Genomic DNA, 20,542 nt, shown 5'->3' with positions numbered 1-20,542 from the left:
TTCCTGCTAGCTGAGCGCGTCCCGCTCGCGGCGGGCCTCGTCGCGCTCGGCCGTAAGCGTCGCGATCTCCTCGGCGACGCGGTCGAGGAAGGCGTCCACCTGCTCGACGCTGTAACCCGAGGCAAGCCTCGTCATGGCGAACCCGGCGCGTGTGACGTCGGCCGCAGTGAGCCGGTCCGGCATGGCCGCTCGGCGGGCCTCAACCGGTTCGGCGGAGCCGCCGAGGACGCCGGCGGGCGCGGTGACCTGATCGGTGAGGGCGTCGAGCTTGGCGTGCACTTCAGGATCGGTCATGGTCCCCTCCTAGCACGACCCCGGCCCAGAGACCGGGCTTTCGACGCGGGACATCTCGGCGAGCCAGAACCCGACCGGTCCGGAGTAAGTGGCGCCGTCGAGCCGCCAGCCGCTGCCGGGGAGCAGGTCGCGCAACTCATCCGGCGACAACATGAGCCGGTCGAACCAGTCCGACGTCCATGCCTTGTAACGGACGCGCATCCGGATGTGGCCGGGCACCCTGAAGGCGCCGCCAGGGTCGCCGGACGGGGTGTGCTGGAGCGCGTTGGCTGCAAGCTCGGCGATGACGAGTTCGGCGTCGTGGACACGCGGAGTGCCGTCGAGGAGGCCGCGCACGAAGGCACGGACCGCTGGCACCATGGCGGGTAGGCCGGGGTAGGTCTGGGACCATTCCACTGGAGCACCTCCGCGCCGAGATCTTGTAAGCTGAATCACGTGAAGCTGTGCGCACAGCTTGTAACCAGTGCGCACAGCTTGTCAAGGTGGTCCAAGGAAATGTTTTGCCCCCGTTCATCGGAGACGCCGTGACGCAGCCCGCCTATCAGCGCATAGCGGATGATCTGCGCAAACAGATCGTTGACGGCGTGCTCGCGCCGGGCCAGAAGATCCCATCCCGTCCCCAGCTACGCGAGAAGTACCGCGTCTCGGACGCGGTCGCCCTCCAGGCCGTCCGGCTGCTGGTCACCGAGGGCTACCTGACCGCCCGGGCCGGATCGGGTACGTACGTGCGCGAGCGACCCGCGGTCAAGCGCCTCACCCGGTCCTGGTACCGGGAGGCCCGCGGCCGGGCATCGAGCCCCTTCCGAGCGGACATGGAGGCCCAGGGGCGGGCGGGCTCGTGGCGGTGGTCCTCGGAGACCACCACGGCGCCGCCGGCCATCGCGCAGCGGCTGGACATCGCCGAGGGCGACCCGGTGATGCGGACGGGCTATACCTTCCTCTCCGACGATCAGCCCGTCATGCTGTCCACCTCGTGGGAGCCGCTGGCGTTGACCCAGGACACGCCGGTGACCCTGCCGGAGGAGGGCCCGTACGCGGGTGCCGGTGTGGTCGCCCGGATGCGCGCGGCCGGGCACGAGGTCACTCTTGTGACCGAGGTCGTCACGGCGCGGGCCATCCTCGCCGCGGAGGCCGAACTGCTCAACGAGTCGGTCGGCGCGATCGTGATGGTGATCCAGAGGACCTACGCCGGCGACCGGCCGGTGGAGACTGCGGACATCGTGGTGCCGGTCGACCGCTACGAACTGGCGTACGTCATCCCCGTCGAGTGACTCCCCAAGAGTTCCCGGCTGGGCACATCGAGGGGACGTGCCCCCCGGAAGTGCCCGGGAACGGCCGGGAACTCTCAGGGAACCGTTTCACCAGGTCGCACTGGCTTTTCTCGGTCTCGCTCGAGGTCACCTACAGGGCGTCAGCCCTTCACGCAGATGAGCTGGCGCAGGCGCGCGACGACCTCGACCAGGTCGGACTGCGCCTCGATGACCTCTTCGAGGTCCTTGTAGGCGCCGGGGATCTCGTCGACGACGCCGCCGTCCTTGCGGCACTCGACGCCCCGGGTCTGCTCGACCAGGTCGTCCACGGTGAAGCGCTTGCGGGCCTTGTTGCGGCTCATCCGGCGGCCCGCGCCGTGCGAGGCGGAGTTGTAGGCGGTCTCGTTGCCGAGGCCGCGCACGATGTAGGTGCCGGTCGCCATCGAGCCCGGGATGATGCCGAGGTCGCCGCGGCCGGCCCGGATCGCGCCCTTGCGGGTGACGAGCAGTTCCTCGCCGCCGTACTCCTCCTCCGCCACGTAGTTGTGGTGGCAGGAGATGACCTCGCCCCACCGGCAGCGCTTCTCGCCGAAGCGGCGGGTCACGACGTTCTGCGCGAGCGCCATCATGACGGCGCGGTTGCGGCGCGCGTACTCCTGCGCCCAGAACAGGTCGTGGCGGTAGGCGTCCATCTTCGCGGTGCCGGACAGGAACACCGCGAGGTCGGGGTCCGGCAGGTCCTGGTTGTGGGGCAGCTTGCGGGCCGCCTCGATGTGGTGCTCGGCCAGCTCGTTGCCGATGTTGCGCGACCCCGAGTGCAGGACGAGCCAGATCGCGCCCTTGTCGTCGGCGCACAGCTCCAGGAAGTGGTTGCCGCCGCCGAGCGTGCCCATCTGCTGGCGCGCGCGGCCGAGGCGGGCCCGGACCGCCGGGTGCAGGTCGTCGAACTGCTTCCAGAACGCGTACCAGCCGCGCTCCTTCAGGTTCGGCAGCGCGGACGGGTCGACGGCCTCCTTGTGGGAGCCGCGCCCGACCGGGATCGCCTTCTCCAGCCGGTGGCGGATGCCGGCCAGGTCGTCCGGCATGTCCTCCACCATCAGGGACGACTTGACCGCGGTCATCCCGCAGCCGATGTCGACGCCGACCGCCGCCGGGGACACCGCGTCCTTCATCGCGATGACCGAGCCGACGGTCGCGCCCTTGCCGTAGTGGACGTCGGGCATGACCGCGAGGCCCTCGACCCACGGCAGGGCGGAGACGTTGCGGAGCTGGTCGAGGGCGACGTCCTCGACCGTTTCGGGGGCGGTCCACATCCGGATGGGCACACGGCCGCCCTTGAGCGTCTGGTACGGCACGCCATCTCCTTGATCGTCGGGAACCGGACCGCGATCCATGACGCCAGAACCACCGGCCCCGGTACAACCGGTTTTTCCCGCTCTGGAGGGGCTTACGACCGTTCGGCGCCGCGGCGTTCGGTGAGCCCGCGCCGGTCGAGGTGGCGCAGCAGCGCCACCGCGACGCGGCGGTCCGTGCCGAGCGCCTCGGCGGCCTGGCCGGGCGTGAACGGCTGCGGGAGGCCGTCCAGGACCCGCAGCGCCGCCAGGTCGGCCCCGGGTGCGAGGACGATCTCCTCGGCGGGTTCCTCCCCCGCCGCGTCCCCGCCCGCGCCGAGAGGGATGCGCAGGACCGCGCCCGCCCGCTCGGCGGCGTCGAGCAGCTCCCCGGTGAGGCCGAGCTCGCGCAGGCGCTCGGCCGGCGGCGGCGCGAAGGGGGCGCCGGCGAGGTCGGCGCGGAGCCGGTCGACGGCGCCCGCCCACGGCGGCGGGGGCTCCGCGGCGATCGCCGCCGGGCCGGCGGACGGCCCCGCGGCGGCCTGCGCGGGCGGCTCGGGCGCCGGGCCGTAGACGCGCCCCGCGTCCACCCGCAGCGGCGGCCGGACCAGCGCGGCGACGAGCTGCCGGGCCGGCAGGCCGAGCCGCAGCCGGACGGTCTCCAGCGGGATCCCGGGCGCGTGCGGGCTGCTCGCGGCGTGCCGGGACGCCTCCTCCGCGAGCCGGTCGGACAGCGCCGACCAGTGCGCCGGGTCGGCGACCCACTCGCCGTTCAGCGCGACGGCGTCCGGCGGCGGCGCGCAGCCCATCAGCGACAGCTCCGAGCGCCGCAGCACGCCGTGCCGGCGCAGGACGACCGCGCCGTCCGGCCGGTCCGGCCAAGACGCCAGCTCGCGGGCGCGGGCCGCGCCGGCGCCGCGCCGCACCAGGGTCGGCGGCCGGACGTCCAGCACGCTCACCCCGGCCATCGAGCGGCTCGCCGGGTCGCGCAGGACGCCGGTGTCGCCGAGGTGCAGGGCGAGCCGGGTGTTCAGGGTCAGCCGGGCGGTGTCGGGGCCGAGCGGGCGCAGCTGGACGGGGACGGCCGCGGTGCCGAGGTGCAGCGTCATCCGGCGGGCGAGCCGCCCCGACGCCGCGCCGAACCGGGTGCGGACGTCGACGCAGGTGGTGTGGGTCCAGGCGCCGGGCGTGACGAGGGCCATGCCGGGGTCGACGCGGCCGGCGTCGCGGAGCGTCAGCACGACCCGGGAGACCCCGGCCACGGACTCGCGCGGCTCGCCCGCGCAGCCGATCGTGCGGACGCGGACGCGCTCCCCGGCCGGCATGAGCAGCAGCTCGTCGCCGACGGCGACGGTCCCGGCGGCGAGGGTGCCGGTGACGGCGGTCTGCCGCCCGGCGGTGATGGCGTGGTCCACCCACAAACGCACCGGGGCGGCCGGGTCGGGGACGGGCAGCCGGCCGGCGAGCCGGTCGAGGGCGGCGGCCAGGTCCGCCACGCCGGCGCCGGTGGCGGCGCTGACGGCGACGGCCTCCACGCCCTTCAGCGGGGTGCCCGCGAGCCGCTCGCGGACCTGGCGCAGCGCGAGCCGGGCGTCGGCGGAGTCGGCCTTGGTGACCGCGAGGACGCCGAACCGGACCCCGAGCGCGCCGAGGGCATCGAGGTGCTCGCCGGTCTGCGGCATCCACCCCTCGTCGGCGGCGACGGCGAGCAGCGCCGCGGGCGCCGGCGCGGCGCCCGCGAGCATGGCCGGGAGCGACTCCGCGGCGCCGGGGACGTCGACGAACGCGACGCGCCGCCCTGAGGGCAGCTCGGTCCAGGCGCCCGTCTCGCCCGGCTCCCGGCCGGTGAGGGCGCGCACGAGCGCCGACTTGCCGTGCCCACCGTGGCCGGCGGTGGTGACGACCTGCATCAGCGTCCCCTCCGGGCCGGGACGCGGAAGGCCGTGAATGCATCGCGGGGGTCGCGCAGACGGAGGTCCACGGAAGGCAACCCTAGGGACGCCGGGGCCCGGCGTCGAACCCGGTCCGGCCGGAACGGGCACCCGCAATGGAACGCTCACAGACCGGCCGATCTACACTTACTTTCCCTAAGTAAGTACAGAGCGGACGGGGCCACGCCGGGCGGCCGGGCCGCCGCCGACCGGACGCACGATCGCCCCTCGGGAGGTTCGCATGACCGGCGCCCCGGCCACGGCGCGCACCGCGGCCGGACCGCCGCACGCGGACTCCGCGCGCACCGGCCGCATCCTGCTCGCCCTCGCGGCGGCCGGGATGGTCGTCTCGGTGCAGCAGACCCTCGTCCTGCCGCTGCTGCCGCAGCTCATGGCCCGCTTCGACGCCCCGATCACCGACGTGACGTGGGTGTTCACCGCCTCGCTGCTGACCGGCGCGGTCGCCACCCCGCTGCTGGCGCGGTTCGGCGACATGTACGGCAAGAAGCGGATGATCCTGCTCGCGCTCGTGCTGCTGGTGACCGGCTCGGTGGTCTGCGCGGTGTCGGCGTCGCTGCCGGTCCTCATCGCCGGCCGCGCGATGCAGGGCGTGTCGTCCTCGATGATCCCGCTCGCCATCGGCATGATCCGGGACGCGTTCCCGCGCGAGCGGATCACCACCGCGATCGGCATCGTCAGCGCCACCATGGGCGTCGGCGGCAGCGCCGGCATGATCGTGACGGGGCTGATCGCGGCCCGCACCGACAGCCACCACCCGGTCTTCTGGATCGCCGCGGCGCTGGCCGCCGGGGCGCTGGCGCTCGTCGCGGTGCTCGCCCGCGACGCCGGCGTCCGGGCCGGCGGCCGGCCCGACTTCGCCGGCGCGGTCCTGCTCGCCGCATGGCTGGTGTGCCTGCTGCTCGGCATCAGCGAGGGCAACGCGTGGGGCTGGACGTCCGGCGGCGTCCTGGCCCTGTTCGGCGCGGCCGCCGCGCTGTGCGCGGTGTGGGTCGTTGTGCAGCTGCGGGTCCGGGCACCGCTGGTGCGGCTGAACCTGCTGGTCGGGGCGCGGTCGCTGTCGGCCAACGTCGCCTCGGCGCTGCTCGGGTTCTCAATGTTCGCCGCGTTCACGCTGATCGCCGGGTTCGTGCAGGCGCGGCCTGACGCGGTCGGGTACGGGCTGGACGGCTCGGTCCTGGACGTCGGCCTCTACATGCTGCCGAGCACGGTCACGATGCTGGTGTTCTCGGCGCTGGCCGGGCGGATCGCGGCGCGGATCGGCCCCGCCTACACGCTCGCGACGGGGTCGGCGTTCGCCGGGCTGTGCTACGCGTGGCTGGCGGTGTCCAACTCGCACGTGTACGACATGCTCGCGTTCAGCGCCATCCAGGGCGTCGGCTTCGGGATCGCCTACGCGGCGCTCGGGACGCTCGCCGTCCAGCACGTGCCGATGGACCAGAGCGGCATCGCCAGCGGCATCAACTCGCTCGTCCGCACCACCGGCGGCGGGGTGGCCGGCGCGGTCACCGCGTCGATCCTGGCCGGGCGGGTGATCGGCGGGACGGACGTGCCGACGCTCGGCGCCTACGAGCTGTGCTTCTGGATCGTCGCGGCGGGCGCGTTCGCGGCCGCGCTCGTCGCCCTCGCGCACGGCCTGCGCCACCCCGACTGACGGACCGGTGGCGGGCCCGTGGCGGGCCCGGGACGCGGGCCGGGCGGCGCGGGCTCTTGACGAACCGGCCCCGGGGCATGCCCTATAGGGGTGCGGCCCGGTTTCGCGACCGGGCCTCAGCGCAGACCTGGGCGACGGAGCACAGGGCCACGGAGCAACCGGCCGGTGGCCCGCCACCGGGAGGACGACATGGGCGCCTACGCGGCCGCGTACGAACGCAGCATCGCCGACCCGACCCGCTTCTGGGGGCTGGCGGCGCGCGACGTCCGCTGGCTCGTCCCGCCGGACCGGGTGCTGGACGACGGGGCGCCGCCGTTCTACCGCTGGTTCACCGGCGGCGAGCTGAACACCTGCGACAACGCGCTGGACCGGCATGTGGAGGAGGGCCGCGGCGACCAGGCCGCGCTGATCTACGACAGCCCGGTCACCGGGACGGTCCGGACCTACAGCTACCGGGAGCTGACCGACCTGGTCGCGCGGTTCGCCGGGGCGCTGCGCGCGCAGGGCGTCGACCGCGGCGACCGGGTCGTCATCTACCTGCCGATGGTGCCCGAGGCGGTCATCGCGATGCTGGCGTGCGCCCGGCTCGGCGCGGTGCACTCGGTCGTGTTCGGCGGGTTCGCGGCGCGGGAGCTCGCGGTCCGCATCGACGACGCCCGGCCCAAGGCGGTCGTGTCGGCGTCCTGCGGCATCGAGGCGGGCCGGGTCGTCGCCTACAAGCCGCTGCTGGACCAGGCGCTGGAGATGGCGCGGCACAAGGTCGAGCGGTGCGTGATCCGGCAGCGCGAGCAGCTGCACGCCGACCTCGTCCGGCCCCGGGACGTGGAGTGGGACGAGGCGGTCGCCGGCGCCGAGCCCGTCGAGTGCGTGCCCGTCGCCGCCACCGACCCGCTGTACATCCTCTACACCTCGGGGACGACCGGGCGGCCGAAGGGCGTCGTCCGCGACAACGGCGGGCACGCGGTGGCGCTGCGCTGGTCGATGGAGAACGTGTTCGGCGTCGGGCCCGGCGACGTGTTCTGGGCCGCGTCCGACGTCGGCTGGGTCGTCGGGCACTCCTACATCGTGTACGCGCCGCTGCTCACCGGCTGCGCGACCGTCCTGTACGAGGGCAAGCCGGTGGGGACGCCGGACGCGGGCGCCTTCTGGCGGGTCGCGGCGCAGCACCGGGTGAAGGCGCTGTTCACCGCGCCGACCGCGATCCGGGCGATCAAGAAGGAGGACCCGGAGGGCGCGCTGCTCGCCGGGCACGACCTGTCGGCGCTGGACACCCTGTTCCTCGCCGGGGAGCGGCTCGACCCCGACACCTACCGGTGGGCGTCGCGCGTGCTGGACCGGCCGGTCATCGACCACTGGTGGCAGACCGAGACGGGCTGGCCGATCGTGGCGAACCTGCGCGGGCTGGAGCCGATGCCGGTCAAGGCGGGCTCGCCGTCGGTGCCGGTGCCCGGCTACGACGTGCGGATCCTCGGCCCGGACGGCGATCCGGTGCCGCCCGGCGCCGACGGCGACATCGCGATCCGGCTGCCGCTGCCGCCCGGCACGCTGCCGACGCTGTGGCAGGACGACGAGCGGTTCGTCGAGTCGTACCTGACGAAGTTCCCCGGGCACTACCTGACCGGCGACGGCGGCCACATCGACGAGGACGGCTACGTGTGGGTGATGGGCCGCACCGACGACGTCATCAACGTCGCCGGGCACCGGCTGTCCACCGGGACGATGGAGGAGGTCATCTCCTCCCATCCGGCCGTCGCCGAGTGCGCGGTCATCGGCGTCGAGGACGCGCTGAAGGGGCAGGTCCCGCGCGGGCTGGTCGTGCTCAAGAGCGGCGTCCTCGCCGAGCCGGGCGAGCTGGCCGCCGAGCTGGTCGCGATGGTGCGCGAGCAGGTCGGGCCCGTCGCCGCGCTCAAGGAGGTCGCGGTCGTCCCGGCGCTGCCGAAGACCCGCTCGGGCAAGATCCTGCGGGGCGTGATGCGGGGCATCGCCGACGGCCGGGAGGTGACCGTCCCGTCCACGATCGAGGACCCCGGCGTGCTGGAGGACCTGCGCTCCGTCCTGCGCCGGCCGTGACCGGCGGCCCGGCGGGTTCGTGCGGCGCGCGCGGACCGGGAGGGCGCTAGGGCCGGTGGCCGGTCCTCTTGGGCCACAGGGCCGCGACCAGGCAGACGCCGGCCGCGGCCAGCAGGATCTGCAGAACGGTCTCCCAGACGCTCCAGCCTCCCCCGGAGGCGAGGCCGAACACGTGGGCCAGGCCCGTACCGGCGAACGCCGCGACGACCCCGGTCGCCATCAGCAGCCAGACCGGCAGGCCCGGCCTGCCGGGCGCGACCAGCCGCCCGAGGATCCCGATCACCGCGCCGAGGACGACGGCCGCCGCGAGCCCGGTGATGGTCATGTGGCGTGCGCTCCTTCGCTCCCCCGCCCCGCCCCCGCCGGAGCGGTAGCCCCTCCCCTACCCGCGTCGCGGGCGGCGACACGGGCCGCGGGGACGTCAGCGGACGACGAGCGTGCGCCGCTCGCGCGGCACCAGTTCGCCGATCACCGGGGCGCCCGGGACCTCCCCGGCGACCAGCAGCCCGCCGGAGGTCTGCGCGTCGGCCAGCAGCAGCCGCTCCTCCTCGCCGATGCGGCGGAAGTCGGTGTGCGGGGACACCCACGCCAGGTTGCGCCGCGTCGCGCCGGGCACGAACCCGTCCCGGACGGCGGCGCGCGCCCCGTCCAGGTAGGGGACGGCGGCGGCGTCGACGACGGCGGTCACGCCGCTCGCCCGCGCCACCTTGTACAGGTGGCCGAGCAGCCCGAACCCGGAGACGTCGGTGGCGCACGCGGCGCCGCGCTCCAGCGCGGCGACCGCCGCGCCCGCGTTGAGCGCCGCCATCGTCTCCACCGCCTCCGGGAACACCTCGCCGGTCGCCTTGTGCCGGGCGTTGAGGACGCCGAGGCCGAGCGGCTTGGTCAGCGACAGCGGGACGCCGGAGCGCCCGGCGTCCAGCCGCAGCAGCCGGTCGGGGTCGGCGAGCCCGGTGACGGCGAGCCCGTACTTGGGTTCGGGGTCGTCGATGCTGTGCCCGCCCGCGATCGCGCAGCCGGCGAGCGCCGCGGCGTCCCGGCCGCCCCGCAGGACCTCGCGGGCCAGTTCGGCGGGCAGCGCGTCGACGGGCCAGCCGAGCAGGTTGACCGCCATCAGCGGCTCGCCGCCGACCGCGTAGACGTCGGAGAGGGCGTCGGCGGCGGCGATGCGGCCCCAGTCGTAGGCGTCGTCGACGACGGGGGTGAAGAAGTCGGCGGTGGATACCACGGCCCGGCCGCCGCCGATGCGCAGCACGGCCGCGTCGTCGCCGTCCGGGCCGCCGACCAGCAGGGCGTCGTCCCCGCCGGTGAGGCCGGTCACGACCCGCTCCAGCACCCCGGGCGGGATCTTGCAGGCGCAGCCGCCGCCGTGCGCGTACTGCGTCAGGCGTGCGGCGGGGGCGAGGCTGGTCACCCGCACGATTTAACGCACAACTACCTCAAATGATCAAGAAACGGACAGTACGGGGGCGGTCACCGAGCGGCGAACATCCCGCCCGACCAGCGCGGAAATCCGCGAACCCCTTGTCCGAACGCTGTTCGGCATGATGCGATTTCCCCTCTGCAAGTCATCACTTACTTCTGCAAGGGGCGACATGGGGATCCGGGAACAGCAGGCCGAACTCGACCAGGCCGTCGCGGGACAGACGGTCTGCACGAACCTCGCGGCGACCGCCGAGCGGCACGGCGGCAGGCCCGCCTACGCCGACCGGATCGACGGCGAGTGGCGGACCCTGACCTGGGCCGACACCCGGAGCCGGGCGCTGGAGGCGGCGGCCGGGTTCGCCGCGCTCGGGCTGGAGTCCGGCGACGTGGTCGCGCTGATGATGCCGAACCGCTCCGAGCACGTCCTCGCCGACCTCGGCGCCGTGCACGCCGGCGGCGTCCCCACCACCGTGTACGCGACGCTCGCGCCCGACCAGATCGCGTTCGTGGCCGGGGACTGCGCCGCCAGGTACGCCGTCCTGGACGGCAGGGACCAGCTCGACCGGTGGCAGCCCGTCCTCGACAAGCTCCCCCACCTGCGCAAGGTCATCGTGGTGGACGCCGCCGCCTGCCCGGCCGGCGACCGCTACCTCAGCTGGGACGCCTTCACCGCGCTCGGCCGGGAGCGGCGGGCCGCCGACCCCGCCGACGTCGACCGGCGCTGGCGGGCGGTCAAGCCGGAGGACACCGTCACCCTCCTGTACACCTCCGGCACCACCGGCGACCCCAAGGGCGTGCTGATCACCCACTCGATGGTGCTGCACGAGGCCGAGATGGTGCAGCGCAGCTCGGTGCTGCCCGAGCACCCGGCCGGGGTGTCCTACCTGCCGTTCGCGCACATCGCCGACCGCGTCCTCAGCTACTACCTGCCGATCCGGCTGGCGTCCCACATCCACTTCTGCCCCGACCCCGCGCAGCTCACCACGGTCCTGGCCGAGGTGCGGCCGCACTCCTTCTTCGGCGTGCCCCGCGTCTGGGAGAAGATCATGGCGGGCATCCAGGCGGTCCTGTCCGCCGAGCAGGACGAGGCCAAGAAGCAGGCGGTCGCCGCCGCCCTGGAGGCCGGCCGCGCCTACGTCACCGCCCAGGAGTTCGGCAACACCCTCACCCCCGAGATCACCGCGGCGTTCGAGCGGGCGGACAAGGCCGTCCTCACCCCGATGCGCGGGCTGCTCGGCCTGGACCGGGTCGGGCAGGCCTCCAGCGCCGCCGCGCCGCTGCCGGTGGAGGTCGCCCGGTTCTTCTCCGGCCTCGGCCTGAAGATCTTCGACGCCTACGGGATGACGGAGACGACCGGCGCCGTCACCGCCAACCTCGCCGACGACTTCAAGCTCGGCACCGTCGGCCGCCCCTTCGACGGCGTGGAGCTGAAGCTCGCCGAGGACGGCGAGATCCTCGTCCGCGGCGCCACCTGCACCCCCGGCTACCTGAACCGCCCGGACGCCACCGCCGACCTCATCGACGCCGACGGCTGGGTGCGCACCGGCGACATCGGCCGCCTGGACGACGACGGCTTCCTCACCGTCGTGGACCGCAAGAAGGAGCTCATCATCACCGCGGGCGGCGAGAACATCGCCCCCTCGCTGATCGAGAACCACCTGAAGGAGCACCCGCTCATCGGGCAGGCCCTCGCCTTCGGCGACCGGCGCCCCTACGTCGTCGCCCTCATCACCCTGGACGGCGAGGTCGCCCCCGTCTGGGCCGCCGCCCACGGCATCGACACCACCGACCTCGCCGCCCTCGCCGAGCACCCCCTCGTGCTGGAGGAGGTCGCGCGGGCCGTCCAGGACGCCAACGCCCGCCTCGCCCGCGTCCAGCAGGTGAAGAAGTGGCGCCTGCTGCCCGCCGAGTGGACCGCCGAGAGCGAGGAGCTCACCCCGACCCTCAAGCTCAAGCGCCGCGTCGTGCACACCAAGTACTCGCCCGACATCGACGCCCTCTACGCGGGCTAAGATCATCGGCGGAGGCGTGTGAGCGCCTGGTGGCCTCCCCGGCCTTCAAAGCCGACGGTCCCGAGGATCTCGGGACGGCGGGTTCGATTCCCGTACGCCTCCGCCACACGACGTCCCGCTCCGTCGCGGCCCCGGTTTCCGGGGGCCGCGACGTAGCGTGGAGGCATGCGGCGCCGCAGGATCGCTTACATGATCATGATGGGGACCTGCCTCATCCTGTTCGTGCTGGCGTGGGCCGTCGTCCGGCACTGGTCGCACGCCGCGGCGATCGCGATGTCGGTCGCGGCGCTGGTCATCCCGCCGTTCGCGGCGATCGTCGCGAACTGGAACATCGACCGCCGCGACTGACGTTTCGTTACCCGCGGGTATCCGGGGTACCGTCACGGCATGGGGCGGATCACCGTGCGCAAGCCCGTGCTGCGGGTGAGCACCACCGGCGCGCGCGGCCGCCGGCCGGACACGCTCGCGGTGGAGGAGCCGCTGGAGATCCGCGTCGCCGGCAAGCCGCTCACGATCACGATGCGCACCCCGGGCCACGACTTCGACCTGGCCGCCGGGTTCCTGGCCGCCGAGGGCGTCATCGGGGACGCCCGCGACCTCGCCGCCATGCGCTACTGCGCCGACACCGCCGAGCAGAACACCCTCGATGTCGCGCTGGCGCCCGGCGTGCCGCCGCCGGACGACTCGATGACCCGGGCGTTCACCACGACGAGCGCGTGCGGCGTGTGCGGGAAGTCCAGCATCGAGGCGCTGCGCGCCGACCGGCCGTACGACGTGGCGGCCGATCCGCTGCGCATCGCGCCGGAGGTGCTGGCGGTGCTGCCCGAGCGGCTGCGCGCGGCGCAGCGGGCGTTCGACCGGACGGGCGGGCTGCACGCGGCCGGGCTGTTCGGCCCCGGCGGCGAGCTGCTCGCCGTGCGCGAGGACGTCGGGCGGCACAACGCGGTCGACAAGGTCGTCGGGTGGGCGCTGCGGCAGGGGCGGCTGCCGCTGGCCGGCACGGTCCTGATGGTGAGCGGGCGCGCGTCGTTCGAGCTGACGCAGAAGGCGATGGCCGCGGGCGTGCCGGTGCTCGCGGCGGTCTCGGCGCCGTCGTCGCTGGCGGTCGAGCTGGCCGAGGACGCCGGCATGACGCTCGTCGGCTTCCTGCGCGGCGAGACCATGAACGTCTACGCGGGGGCCGAGCGGATCGTCTTGTGAGCGGATCGGCCTGTGATGGGCGCCACTTGTCATCACGGACCTAAAACCAAGCAGTAACTTGTTGGTCCGGGCCCAAGAAACCACCCGTCCCGCAAGAGTTGACTGTCGCCCCAACGCACACACACGCGCGCGCGGAGAGCGAGGACGGCATGACGAGGCCCCTGACAGGCGGCGCACCGGCGACCGGCATCGATGAGCGCCACCCGCCGATCAAGCCTCGGCGCGTGTCCTTCGACTGGTCGAAGACGCCCCTGCACTGGGTGCCGGGCGATCCCGTCGCCACGCACATCATCAACTCCTTCCACATCGTCCTGCCCGAGGGCGAGAAGTGGTTCATCCAGTGCGTCAAGGACGCCCGCCCCTACATCAAGGACGAGCGGCTCCTGGAGGAGATCAAGGGGTTCATCGGCCAGGAGATGGTGCACGCCCGCTCCCACCAAGGGGTGCTGGACCAGATCCTGGAGGCGAACGGCATCGACGTCTCCAAGATCACGGACGCGGCGGCGAAGGGCAACGCCGAGCGCCCCGCGCAGATGGCCGCGCTGAAGGAGAAGAACCCGCGGGCCTGGCGGCGCCGGCTCCGGTTCGAGCTGGCCGCGGTCGCCTCGATCGAGCACTACACCGCCGTCCTCGGCCAGTGGATCATGGACAACGAGCGGTTCGAGAAGGCCGGCGTGGACCCGACCATGCTGGACCTGCTGCGCTGGCACGGGGCCGAGGAGGTCGAGCACAGGTCGGTGGTGTTCGACGTCTACAAGGCCGTGGGCGGCCGCTACCCGACGCGCGTCGCGGCCTGGGTGGTGTCGCTGTTCTTCCTGTACTGGGCGCTGATCGGCGGGTCGCTGTACCTGCTCAAGCAGGACCCGACCGTCACCAAGCGGGTGACGCCGCTGCGGGTCTACCGGTCGTACCGGCGGTCGGTCCGGCTGGGGCACGTGCCGGGCATCTTCAAGCTGCTGCTCGGCGAGGCGCCCGTCTACCTCCGGCCGAACCACCACCCGTCCAAGGTCTGCTCGACCCCCAGGGCGCTCGAGTACCTGATGCAGTCGCCGGCGGCGAAGGCCGCGGGCTACGACCCGTACTGATCCCTACCAGAGCCACGCCCCCTGGAACGAGGGCCCGTACTCCGCGCCGTACGGGCCCTCGTTCCGCGCGTGGCGGGCCTCACTCCGCGTCCCCTTGACCCGGGGCACGGTTCGGCGATTTATTACCAGGATGTCTAATAAAGCGGCCGGCGGTCCCGCGGCCCGCAGGCGCCGGGTCCGCGGCGACGGCGTCGACCTCGCCGTCTACGAGCAGGGCGATCCCTCGCTCCCGACGGTCCTGCTCGTCCACGGCTACCCCGACACCCACGCGGTGTGGGACGAGGTGGCCGGGCTGCTCGCCGGGCGGTTCCACGTCGTCCGCTACGACGTGCGCGGCGCGGGCGCCTCCTCGCGGCCGTTCGGCCGCAAGCGCTACACCTTCGACTACCTGATGTCCGACATGAGCGCCGTGCTGGACGCCACCGCGCCCGAGCGCAAGGTGCACCTCGTCGGGCACGACTGGGGGTCGATCCAGGGGTGGGAGGCGGTGTGCACCATGCCGGACCGCTTCGCCTCCTTCACCTCGATCTCCGGCCCCTCCCTGGACCACGCCGGGCACTGGATGCGGCGCAACCTCGCCCGCCCCACCCCGGCCAACCTGCGCCGCGCCATGGGCCAGGGCCTGCGGTCCTGGTACATCTACGCCTTCCAGACTCCGGTGCTGCCGGAGCTGCTGTGGCTGGCCGGGATGACCCGGCCGTTCAACCGGGCCCTGGCCCTCGGGGAGGGCGTCCCGCCGCGCCCCGGGCATCCCGCGCGGACGATGGCGCGCGACGCCGCGGCCGGCGTCTCGCTGTACCGGGCGAACATGCTGCGGCGGCTGCGCGGCCCGCGCGAGCGGCGCACGGACGTCCCCACGCAGGTCGTCGTGCCGACCAGAGACCTGTTCGTCTCGCCGCACCTGGTGGGCGGCCTCGGCGAACGCGTTCCGAACCTGTCGCTGCGGCCCGTCGCGGCCGGGCACTGGGTACCGCGCAGCCATCCCGGCCTGGTCGCGCGCTGCGTCGCCGAGCACGTCACGTCCGTCGAGGGCGGCTCGCTCACCGCCGCCGAGACCCGTGCCCTGGAGCGGGCGCGGGTCCGGGCGGGCCGGTCGGCGTTCGGCGGCTCCCTGGTCGTCGTCACGGGCGCGGGCGGCGACGTCGCCCGCGCCACGGCGCTGGCGTTCGCCGAGCGCGGCGCCGAGATCGTCGCCGCCGACCCCGACCTCGCGGCCGCCCGGCGCACCGCCGAGCTCGCCGGGCTGAGCGGGCGCCGCGCGCACGCCTACCGGGTCGACGCGTCCGACCCCGCCGCGATGGAGGACTTCGCCAAGGCCGTCCTGCACGAGCACGGGGTGCCGGACGTCGTCGTCAACGGCTCGGACGCGGCCCTGGCCGGCTCGTTCTTCGACCACTCCACCGATGACTGGCGCAGGCTCCTCGACGTCAACCTGGGGGGCGCCGCCCACGGTTCGCGGCTCTTCGCCCGGCAGATGGCCGAGCAGGGGCTCGGCGGCCACATCGTCAACACCGCCTCGGCGGCCGCGTTCACACCGTCCCGCGCCCGGCCCGGGTACGCGACGAGCAAGGCGGCCGTGCTGATGCTGTCGGAATGCCTGCGCGCCGAGCTGAAGGGCAAGGGCATCGGGGTCACCGCCGCCTGCGCCGGGCCGCGGTCGCGGCCGGAGCGGGTCGCCGAGCGGATCGTCGCGGCCGTCCGCGCCGACCGTGCCGTCGCCGTGACACCGGCGGCGCGGCCCGCCCGGCTGGCCGCCCGCGCGGCGCCGGGGGCGGTGCGCCTGCTCGCCCGCCGCGAACCGGGCGGCGCGCGGGGCTGACCGCCGCCCGCACCGGCACCCCGTAGGGTGATCACCGGGAGGGATGCCGCATGGCGGACGCCGTGGTCGTCGGGGCGGGGCACAACGGCCTCGTCGCGGCCAACATGCTCGCCGACGCGGGCTGGGACGTCGAGGTCCTGGAGGCGCAGCCCGAGCCGGGCGGCGCCGTGCGCAGCGACCGGGGCGTCCACCCCGACTACGTCAGCGACCTGTGCAGCGCGTTCTACCCGCTCGGCGCGGCGTCCCCGGTCATGCGGGCGCTGGAGCTCGAACGGCACGGGCTGCGCTGGCGGCACGCGCCGGCCGTCCTGGCGCACCCGCTGCCGGACGGGCGCTCCGCCGTCCTGGAGCGCGACCGCGACGCGACCGCCGCGAACCTGGAGGCGCTGGGCGCGGGCGACGGCGAGGCGTGGCTGCGGCTGTGCGCCATGTGGGACGAGACGGGGGACGACGTCCTGCGCGCCCTGTTCACCCCGTTCCCGCCCGTCCGGGCGGCGCTGCCGCTGGCGGCGGCGCTGCGCCGCGCGGGCGGCCTGCGGGCCGTGCGGCGGCTCCTCGCGCCCGTCCGCACCCTCGGTGAGCAGGAGTTCACCGGGCCGGGCGGGCCGCTGCTGCTCGCCGGGTCGGCGCTGCACACCGACATGTTCCCCGAGTCGACGGCGGGCTCGGTGTTCGGCTGGCTGCTCGCGATGATCGGCCAGCGGGACGGCTGGCCGGTCCCCGAGGGCGGCGCGGGCGAGCTGACCGCCGCGCTCGTGCGGCGGCTGGAGTCGCGCGGCGGGCGCGTCCGCTGCGGCGTCCCGGTCGCGTCGGTCGTCGTCCGCCGCGGGCGCGCGCTCGGCGTGCGGACCGCGTCCGGCGAGCCGGTGCGCGCCGCCAGGGCCGTGCTCGCGGACGTGTCGGCGCCCGCGCTCTACGGCGGCCTGGTCGGCTGGTCCGACCTGCCCGGCGCGCTGCGCGACGACATGCGCCGGTTCGACTGGGACCACGCCACCTTCAAGGTCGACTGGGCGCTGTCGGGCCCCATCCCGTGGGCCTCCCCGGACGCCGGGCGGGCCGGCACCGTCCACCTGTCCCCCGGCATGGAGGCGCTGACCGACTACAGCGCCGACCTCGCCACCGGGCGGGTGCCGGGCGAGCCGTTCGCGCTGCTCGGCCAGATGACGACCGCGGACCCGGCCCGCTCCCCCGCCGGGACCGAGTCGGTCTGGGCGTACACGCACGTCCCCCACCGCGTGCGGGCCGACGCGGGCCCCGACGGCATCACCGGCGCCTGGGACGAGCGCGAGCGGGACGCCATGGCCGCCCGGCTGGAGGGCGTCGTGGAGCGTTTCGCGCCAGGCTTCCGCGCCCGGATCACCGCCCGCCGCGTCACCGCGCCGCCCGCCTTCGCCCGCCACGACGCCAACCTCGTGAACGGCGCCCTCAACGGCGGCACCGCGCTGGTCCACCAGCAGCTCGTGTTCCGGCCCGTGCCCGGTCTCGGCCGGGCCGAGACCCCCGTCGCGGGCCTGTACCTGGCGTCCGCGTCGGCCCATCCCGGCGGCGGCGTGCACGGCGCCTGCGGAGCCAACGCGGCCCGTGCGGCGCTCGCCCACGCCGGGCCCGCGGGCCGCGTCCTGACCCCGGCGCTCCGGGGCCTGGGCCGCCTCCTCGCGCCGTAGGTGTTTACCGGAGCGGGGTTTTCCTCGGCGCCGGAACATGCGACCTTGTCAGCACGACGCGGGGTGGCGGCCACCCGGCGACCGGCAGCGGAGCGTGAGGCATGCGGATTCGCGACATCCTTCGGCGGAAAGGGGACACGGTGGCCACGGTGCGGCCCGACGCCACCGTGCGGCAGCTGCTCGCCGTCCTGGCGGAGCACAACATCGGGGCGGTCGTCGTCTCCCCCGACGGCGCGTCCATCTCCGGCATCGTGTCCGAGCGCGACGTCGTGCGCAGGCTGCACGACCGCGGCGCGGCGCTGCTGGACCGGCCCGTCTCCGAGATCATGACCGCGGAGGTCCGCAGCTGCGGGCCCGGCGACAAGGTCGAGGACCTGCGCCGCACCATGACCGAGCACCGCTTCCGGCACGCGCCCGTCGTCGAGGACGGCCGGCTCGCCGGGATCGTCAGCATCGGCGACGTCGTCAAGAGCGCCATCGACGAGCTGGAGAACGAGCGCGAGCACCTGGTCGGCTACATCCAGAACGTCCCCTGACCCGGCCGGGGTCCCCCGCGGGCGGGCCCCGGCCGCCCCCGGGCCGAGGTCACACGTAGGCGGGCAGCGTGCGGGCCGCCGGGGCGGACCGCGCCTCCCGGTGCGCCAGGGCGAGCCGCTCGACGGCGGTGCGCAGCGTCTCCGGCGGCAGCACGTAGGGCAGCCGGACGTAGTCCTCCAGGACGCCGTCCGCGCCGAACACCGGCCCGGCGACGACACGGACGCCGAGCCGCTCGGCCGCCTCCGCCACCGCGGTCGCGACGGGCGCGCCGATGCGCGCCCACAGCGACATGCCGCCCTCGGGCAGCCGGAACTCCCAGCCCGGCAGCAACTCCCGCAGCGCGCCGGCGAGCGCGTCCCGGCCGCGCAGCAGGGTCTCCGCGCGCTCGGCGCGGACCTCCTCCACCCGCAGCAGCAGCTCCCGGACGATCAGCTGGTCCAGCACCGGGCTGGCCATGTCGAACGGCTCGCGGGCCAGCACGAGGCGGCGCGCCAGCGGCGCGGTCGTGCGGATCCAGCCGATGCGCAGCCCGCCCCACAGCAGCTTGGACGCCGATCCGACGGTGATGACGCGGCCGCCGCCGTCGTAGGCGGCCAGCGGCGCCTCGCGCGGGGCGTCCAGGTCGTGGGCGAGGTCGGCGAACGTCTCGTCGGCGACGAGGAACGCGTCGGCGCGGCGCGCGGCGTCGACGAGCGCGGCCCGGTCCGCGGCCGCCATCAGGTGCCCGGTCGGGTTGTGGAAGTCGGGGACGGTGTAGGCCATCCGCACGGCGGCCTGCCGCATCGCGCCCGCCGCGAGCTCGATGTCCCAGCCCTCGTTCACGCCGACCGGGACGAGCCGGGCGCCGCGGCGGCGCAGCGCGCCGAGCGCGTGCGGGTAGGTGGGGCGCTCGACCATGACGGCGTCGCCCGGCTCCACCAGCAGCTGGGTCAGCAGCGTGAACGCGTGCTGGGCGCCGGTGGTGACCACGATCTGGTCGGCGCGGGTCGGGACGCCGCGCGCGGCGTACCCGGCGGCGATGACCTCGCGCAGCTCCGCCAGCCCGGCGGGCTCGTAGCCGGGCCCCGAGCTGTAGCGGGGCAGGTCGGCGACGGCGGCGGCGACGGCCTCCTCGAAGATCGCCGGGGCGGCGGGGGTGGCGCAGCCGAGGTCGATGAAGGACCCGTCGTCCGGGACCGGGTACGCCTTGCCGTACAGCCCGCCGGGGGGCGCGTCGGCGCTCCGCCCCGCCGCCGACATCCGCACCGGCGGCAGCGCCGTCCAGCTCCCCGCGCCCTGCCGGCTCTCCACGTAGCCCTCCTCGCGGAGCCGGTCGTAGGCGGTCGTCACGGTCGTGCGGCTGACGCCCAGGGCGGCGGCGAGGTCGCGTTCGGCGGGCAGCCGGGTGCGCAGGGCCAGCCGCCCGTCCAGGACGAGCGCGCGCACCGACCGGGCCAGCGCGGCGTAGACGGGGCGGTCCCGCGAGACGTCCCCCAGCAGCCGGGCCAGGTGCGGGCCGCTCACATAGCGGGTGCTCATACAAGCCACTTTCGCATAATTGGCCCTACAAGACCAGTCCACTGAACGCCAGAGTGGGTCCAGTACACGGCCACTTCTCGGCTTGGAGGCGGATAATGGCCCTGCTCGCGCGGCGACTCGTGCAGCTCTACGTTGGATTGGCCTTGTACGGGCTCGGGATCGCCCTCCAGGTGTCGTCCGGCCTCGGGAACGATCCATGGGACGTCTTCCATCAGGGGCTCTCCCGCCGCTTCGGCCTGTCGATCGGCGTGTGGATCATCATCGCGGGCGCGGTGGTGATGCTCGCCTGGATCCCGCTGCGGCAGCGGCCCGGGATCGGGACGATCAGCAACGTGGTCCTCGTCGGCGCGTTCGCCGACCTGTTCCTGTGGCTGCTGCCCGCCCCGGACGCGCTCGCGGCGCGCTGGGCCTTCCTCGTCGTCGGAGTCCTGGCGGGCGGCGTCGCGACCGGCTGCTACATCGGCGCGGGCCTCGGCCCCGGCCCGCGCGACGGGCTGATGACCGGGATCGCCGCGCGCGGCCACTCCATCCGCGTGGTCCGGACCGGGATCGAGCTGGCCGTGCTCGCCACCGGCTGGCTCCTGGGCGGCACCGTCGGCCTCGGGACGGTGCTGTACGCGCTGGCGATCGGCCCGCTGACCCACGTGTTCCTGCCGATGCTGACGGTGAAGGCCCCGGCGGCCGAGCCGGCGCCGGAACCCGAGCCGGAGCCCGCCCCCGCCTGAGCGGGCGGC

18 protein-coding genes and 1 tRNA gene are annotated in these 20,542 nt (G+C 74.7%); 12 read left to right on the top strand and 7 right to left on the bottom strand.

Translation table 11 applies throughout. From position 1 onward, the window contains the following. Positions 1–6: 6 nt before the first annotated feature. Positions 7–294: a DivIVA domain-containing protein gene (locus CHF16_RS11385; protein ID WP_089325935.1), complete on the bottom strand. Its 288-nt coding sequence runs from the start codon at positions 292–294 to the stop codon at positions 7–9. A 9-nt stretch (positions 295–303) separates the two neighbouring features. Further along, positions 304–654, bottom strand: coding sequence for an ATP-binding protein (locus CHF16_RS11380; RefSeq protein ID WP_143227945.1), 351 nt, complete (start codon positions 652–654; stop codon positions 304–306). 164 nt (positions 655–818) lie between these two features. Between CHF16_RS11380 and CHF16_RS11375 the strand changes: the two genes are divergently transcribed. Beyond that, positions 819–1,565: a GntR family transcriptional regulator gene (locus CHF16_RS11375; RefSeq protein ID WP_089326014.1), complete on the top strand. Its 747-nt coding sequence runs from the start codon at positions 819–821 to the stop codon at positions 1,563–1,565. Positions 1,566–1,705: 140 nt separating this feature from the next. Here the strand turns inward: CHF16_RS11375 and CHF16_RS11370 are convergent, their stop codons facing one another. Further along, on the bottom strand, positions 1,706–2,899 hold the full coding sequence (locus CHF16_RS11370) for an RtcB family protein (RefSeq protein WP_089325933.1): 1,194 nt from the start codon (positions 2,897–2,899) through the stop codon (positions 1,706–1,708). A gap of 92 nt (positions 2,900–2,991) precedes the next feature. Continuing rightward, a complete protein-coding gene (locus CHF16_RS11365; protein WP_089325932.1) occupies positions 2,992–4,785 on the bottom strand; it encodes a SelB domain-containing protein in 1,794 nt (597 codons plus the stop codon). Positions 4,786–5,047: 262 nt separating this feature from the next. Here CHF16_RS11365 and CHF16_RS11360 point away from each other — a divergent pair, with 262 nt between their 5' ends. Next, positions 5,048–6,478 (top strand): MFS transporter, encoded by a 1,431-nt coding sequence (locus CHF16_RS11360; protein ID WP_089325931.1) that lies wholly within the window; start codon positions 5,048–5,050, stop codon positions 6,476–6,478. Positions 6,479–6,643: 165 nt separating this feature from the next. Further along, on the top strand, positions 6,644–8,548 hold the full coding sequence (locus tag CHF16_RS11355; protein WP_281259340.1) for a propionyl-CoA synthetase: 1,905 nt from the start codon (positions 6,644–6,646) through the stop codon (positions 8,546–8,548). 46 nt (positions 8,549–8,594) lie between these two features. Here CHF16_RS11355 and CHF16_RS11350 read toward each other — a convergent pair whose 3' ends face one another. Further along, entirely contained in the window at positions 8,595–8,873 is a 279-nt protein-coding gene (locus CHF16_RS11350; RefSeq protein ID WP_089325929.1) for a hypothetical protein, read from the bottom strand. A gap of 96 nt (positions 8,874–8,969) precedes the next feature. After that, entirely contained in the window at positions 8,970–9,962 is a 993-nt protein-coding gene (gene selD, locus CHF16_RS11345; protein ID WP_089325928.1) for a selenide, water dikinase SelD, read from the bottom strand. Between the two features lie 181 nt (positions 9,963–10,143). On the opposite strand from selD, the gene CHF16_RS11340 reads away from it, so the two are divergent. The 8 genes from CHF16_RS11340 to CHF16_RS11305 all read left to right on the top strand — a co-directional run bounded on the left by CHF16_RS11340 (position 10,144) and on the right by CHF16_RS11305 (position 18,289). Next, on the top strand, positions 10,144–11,985 hold the full coding sequence (locus tag CHF16_RS11340; protein WP_089325927.1) for an AMP-dependent synthetase/ligase: 1,842 nt from the start codon (positions 10,144–10,146) through the stop codon (positions 11,983–11,985). 10 nt (positions 11,986–11,995) lie between these two features. Beyond that, positions 11,996–12,091 (top strand) — tRNA-Sec (locus CHF16_RS11335). A gap of 59 nt (positions 12,092–12,150) precedes the next feature. Further along, positions 12,151–12,333: a DUF3099 domain-containing protein gene (locus CHF16_RS11330; protein ID WP_089325926.1), complete on the top strand. Its 183-nt coding sequence runs from the start codon at positions 12,151–12,153 to the stop codon at positions 12,331–12,333. A gap of 39 nt (positions 12,334–12,372) precedes the next feature. Beyond that, positions 12,373–13,185, top strand: coding sequence for a formate dehydrogenase accessory sulfurtransferase FdhD (gene fdhD, locus CHF16_RS11325; protein WP_089325925.1), 813 nt, complete (start codon positions 12,373–12,375; stop codon positions 13,183–13,185). A gap of 149 nt (positions 13,186–13,334) precedes the next feature. Next, entirely contained in the window at positions 13,335–14,270 is a 936-nt protein-coding gene (locus tag CHF16_RS11320; RefSeq protein ID WP_089325924.1) for a metal-dependent hydrolase, read from the top strand. A gap of 130 nt (positions 14,271–14,400) precedes the next feature. After that, positions 14,401–16,089 carry an SDR family oxidoreductase gene (locus CHF16_RS11315; RefSeq protein ID WP_089325923.1) on the top strand — a complete coding sequence of 563 codons (1,689 nt, stop codon included), beginning with the start codon at positions 14,401–14,403 and terminating at the stop codon, positions 16,087–16,089. A gap of 50 nt (positions 16,090–16,139) precedes the next feature. Next, positions 16,140–17,753 (top strand): phytoene desaturase family protein, encoded by a 1,614-nt coding sequence (locus CHF16_RS11310; protein WP_089325922.1) that lies wholly within the window; start codon positions 16,140–16,142, stop codon positions 17,751–17,753. Positions 17,754–17,854: 101 nt separating this feature from the next. Then, entirely contained in the window at positions 17,855–18,289 is a 435-nt protein-coding gene (locus CHF16_RS11305; protein ID WP_089325921.1) for a CBS domain-containing protein, read from the top strand. 49 nt (positions 18,290–18,338) lie between these two features. On the opposite strand, the gene yczR is transcribed toward CHF16_RS11305, so the two are convergent. Next, positions 18,339–19,808 carry a MocR-like transcription factor YczR gene (gene yczR / locus CHF16_RS11300; RefSeq protein WP_089325920.1) on the bottom strand — a complete coding sequence of 490 codons (1,470 nt, stop codon included), beginning with the start codon at positions 19,806–19,808 and terminating at the stop codon, positions 18,339–18,341. 95 nt (positions 19,809–19,903) lie between these two features. Between yczR and yczE the strand changes: the two genes are divergently transcribed. After that, positions 19,904–20,533 (top strand): membrane protein YczE, encoded by a 630-nt coding sequence (yczE, locus tag CHF16_RS11295; RefSeq protein WP_089325919.1) that lies wholly within the window; start codon positions 19,904–19,906, stop codon positions 20,531–20,533. The last annotated feature ends 9 nt before the right edge of the window (positions 20,534–20,542 follow it).

The sequence above is a fragment of the Actinomadura meyerae genome (assembly GCF_900188445.1).
In the GTDB taxonomy this organism is placed as follows: domain Bacteria; phylum Actinomycetota; class Actinomycetes; order Streptosporangiales; family Streptosporangiaceae; genus Spirillospora; species Spirillospora meyerae.
This window is presented reverse-complemented; position numbering and strand designations above follow the sequence as displayed.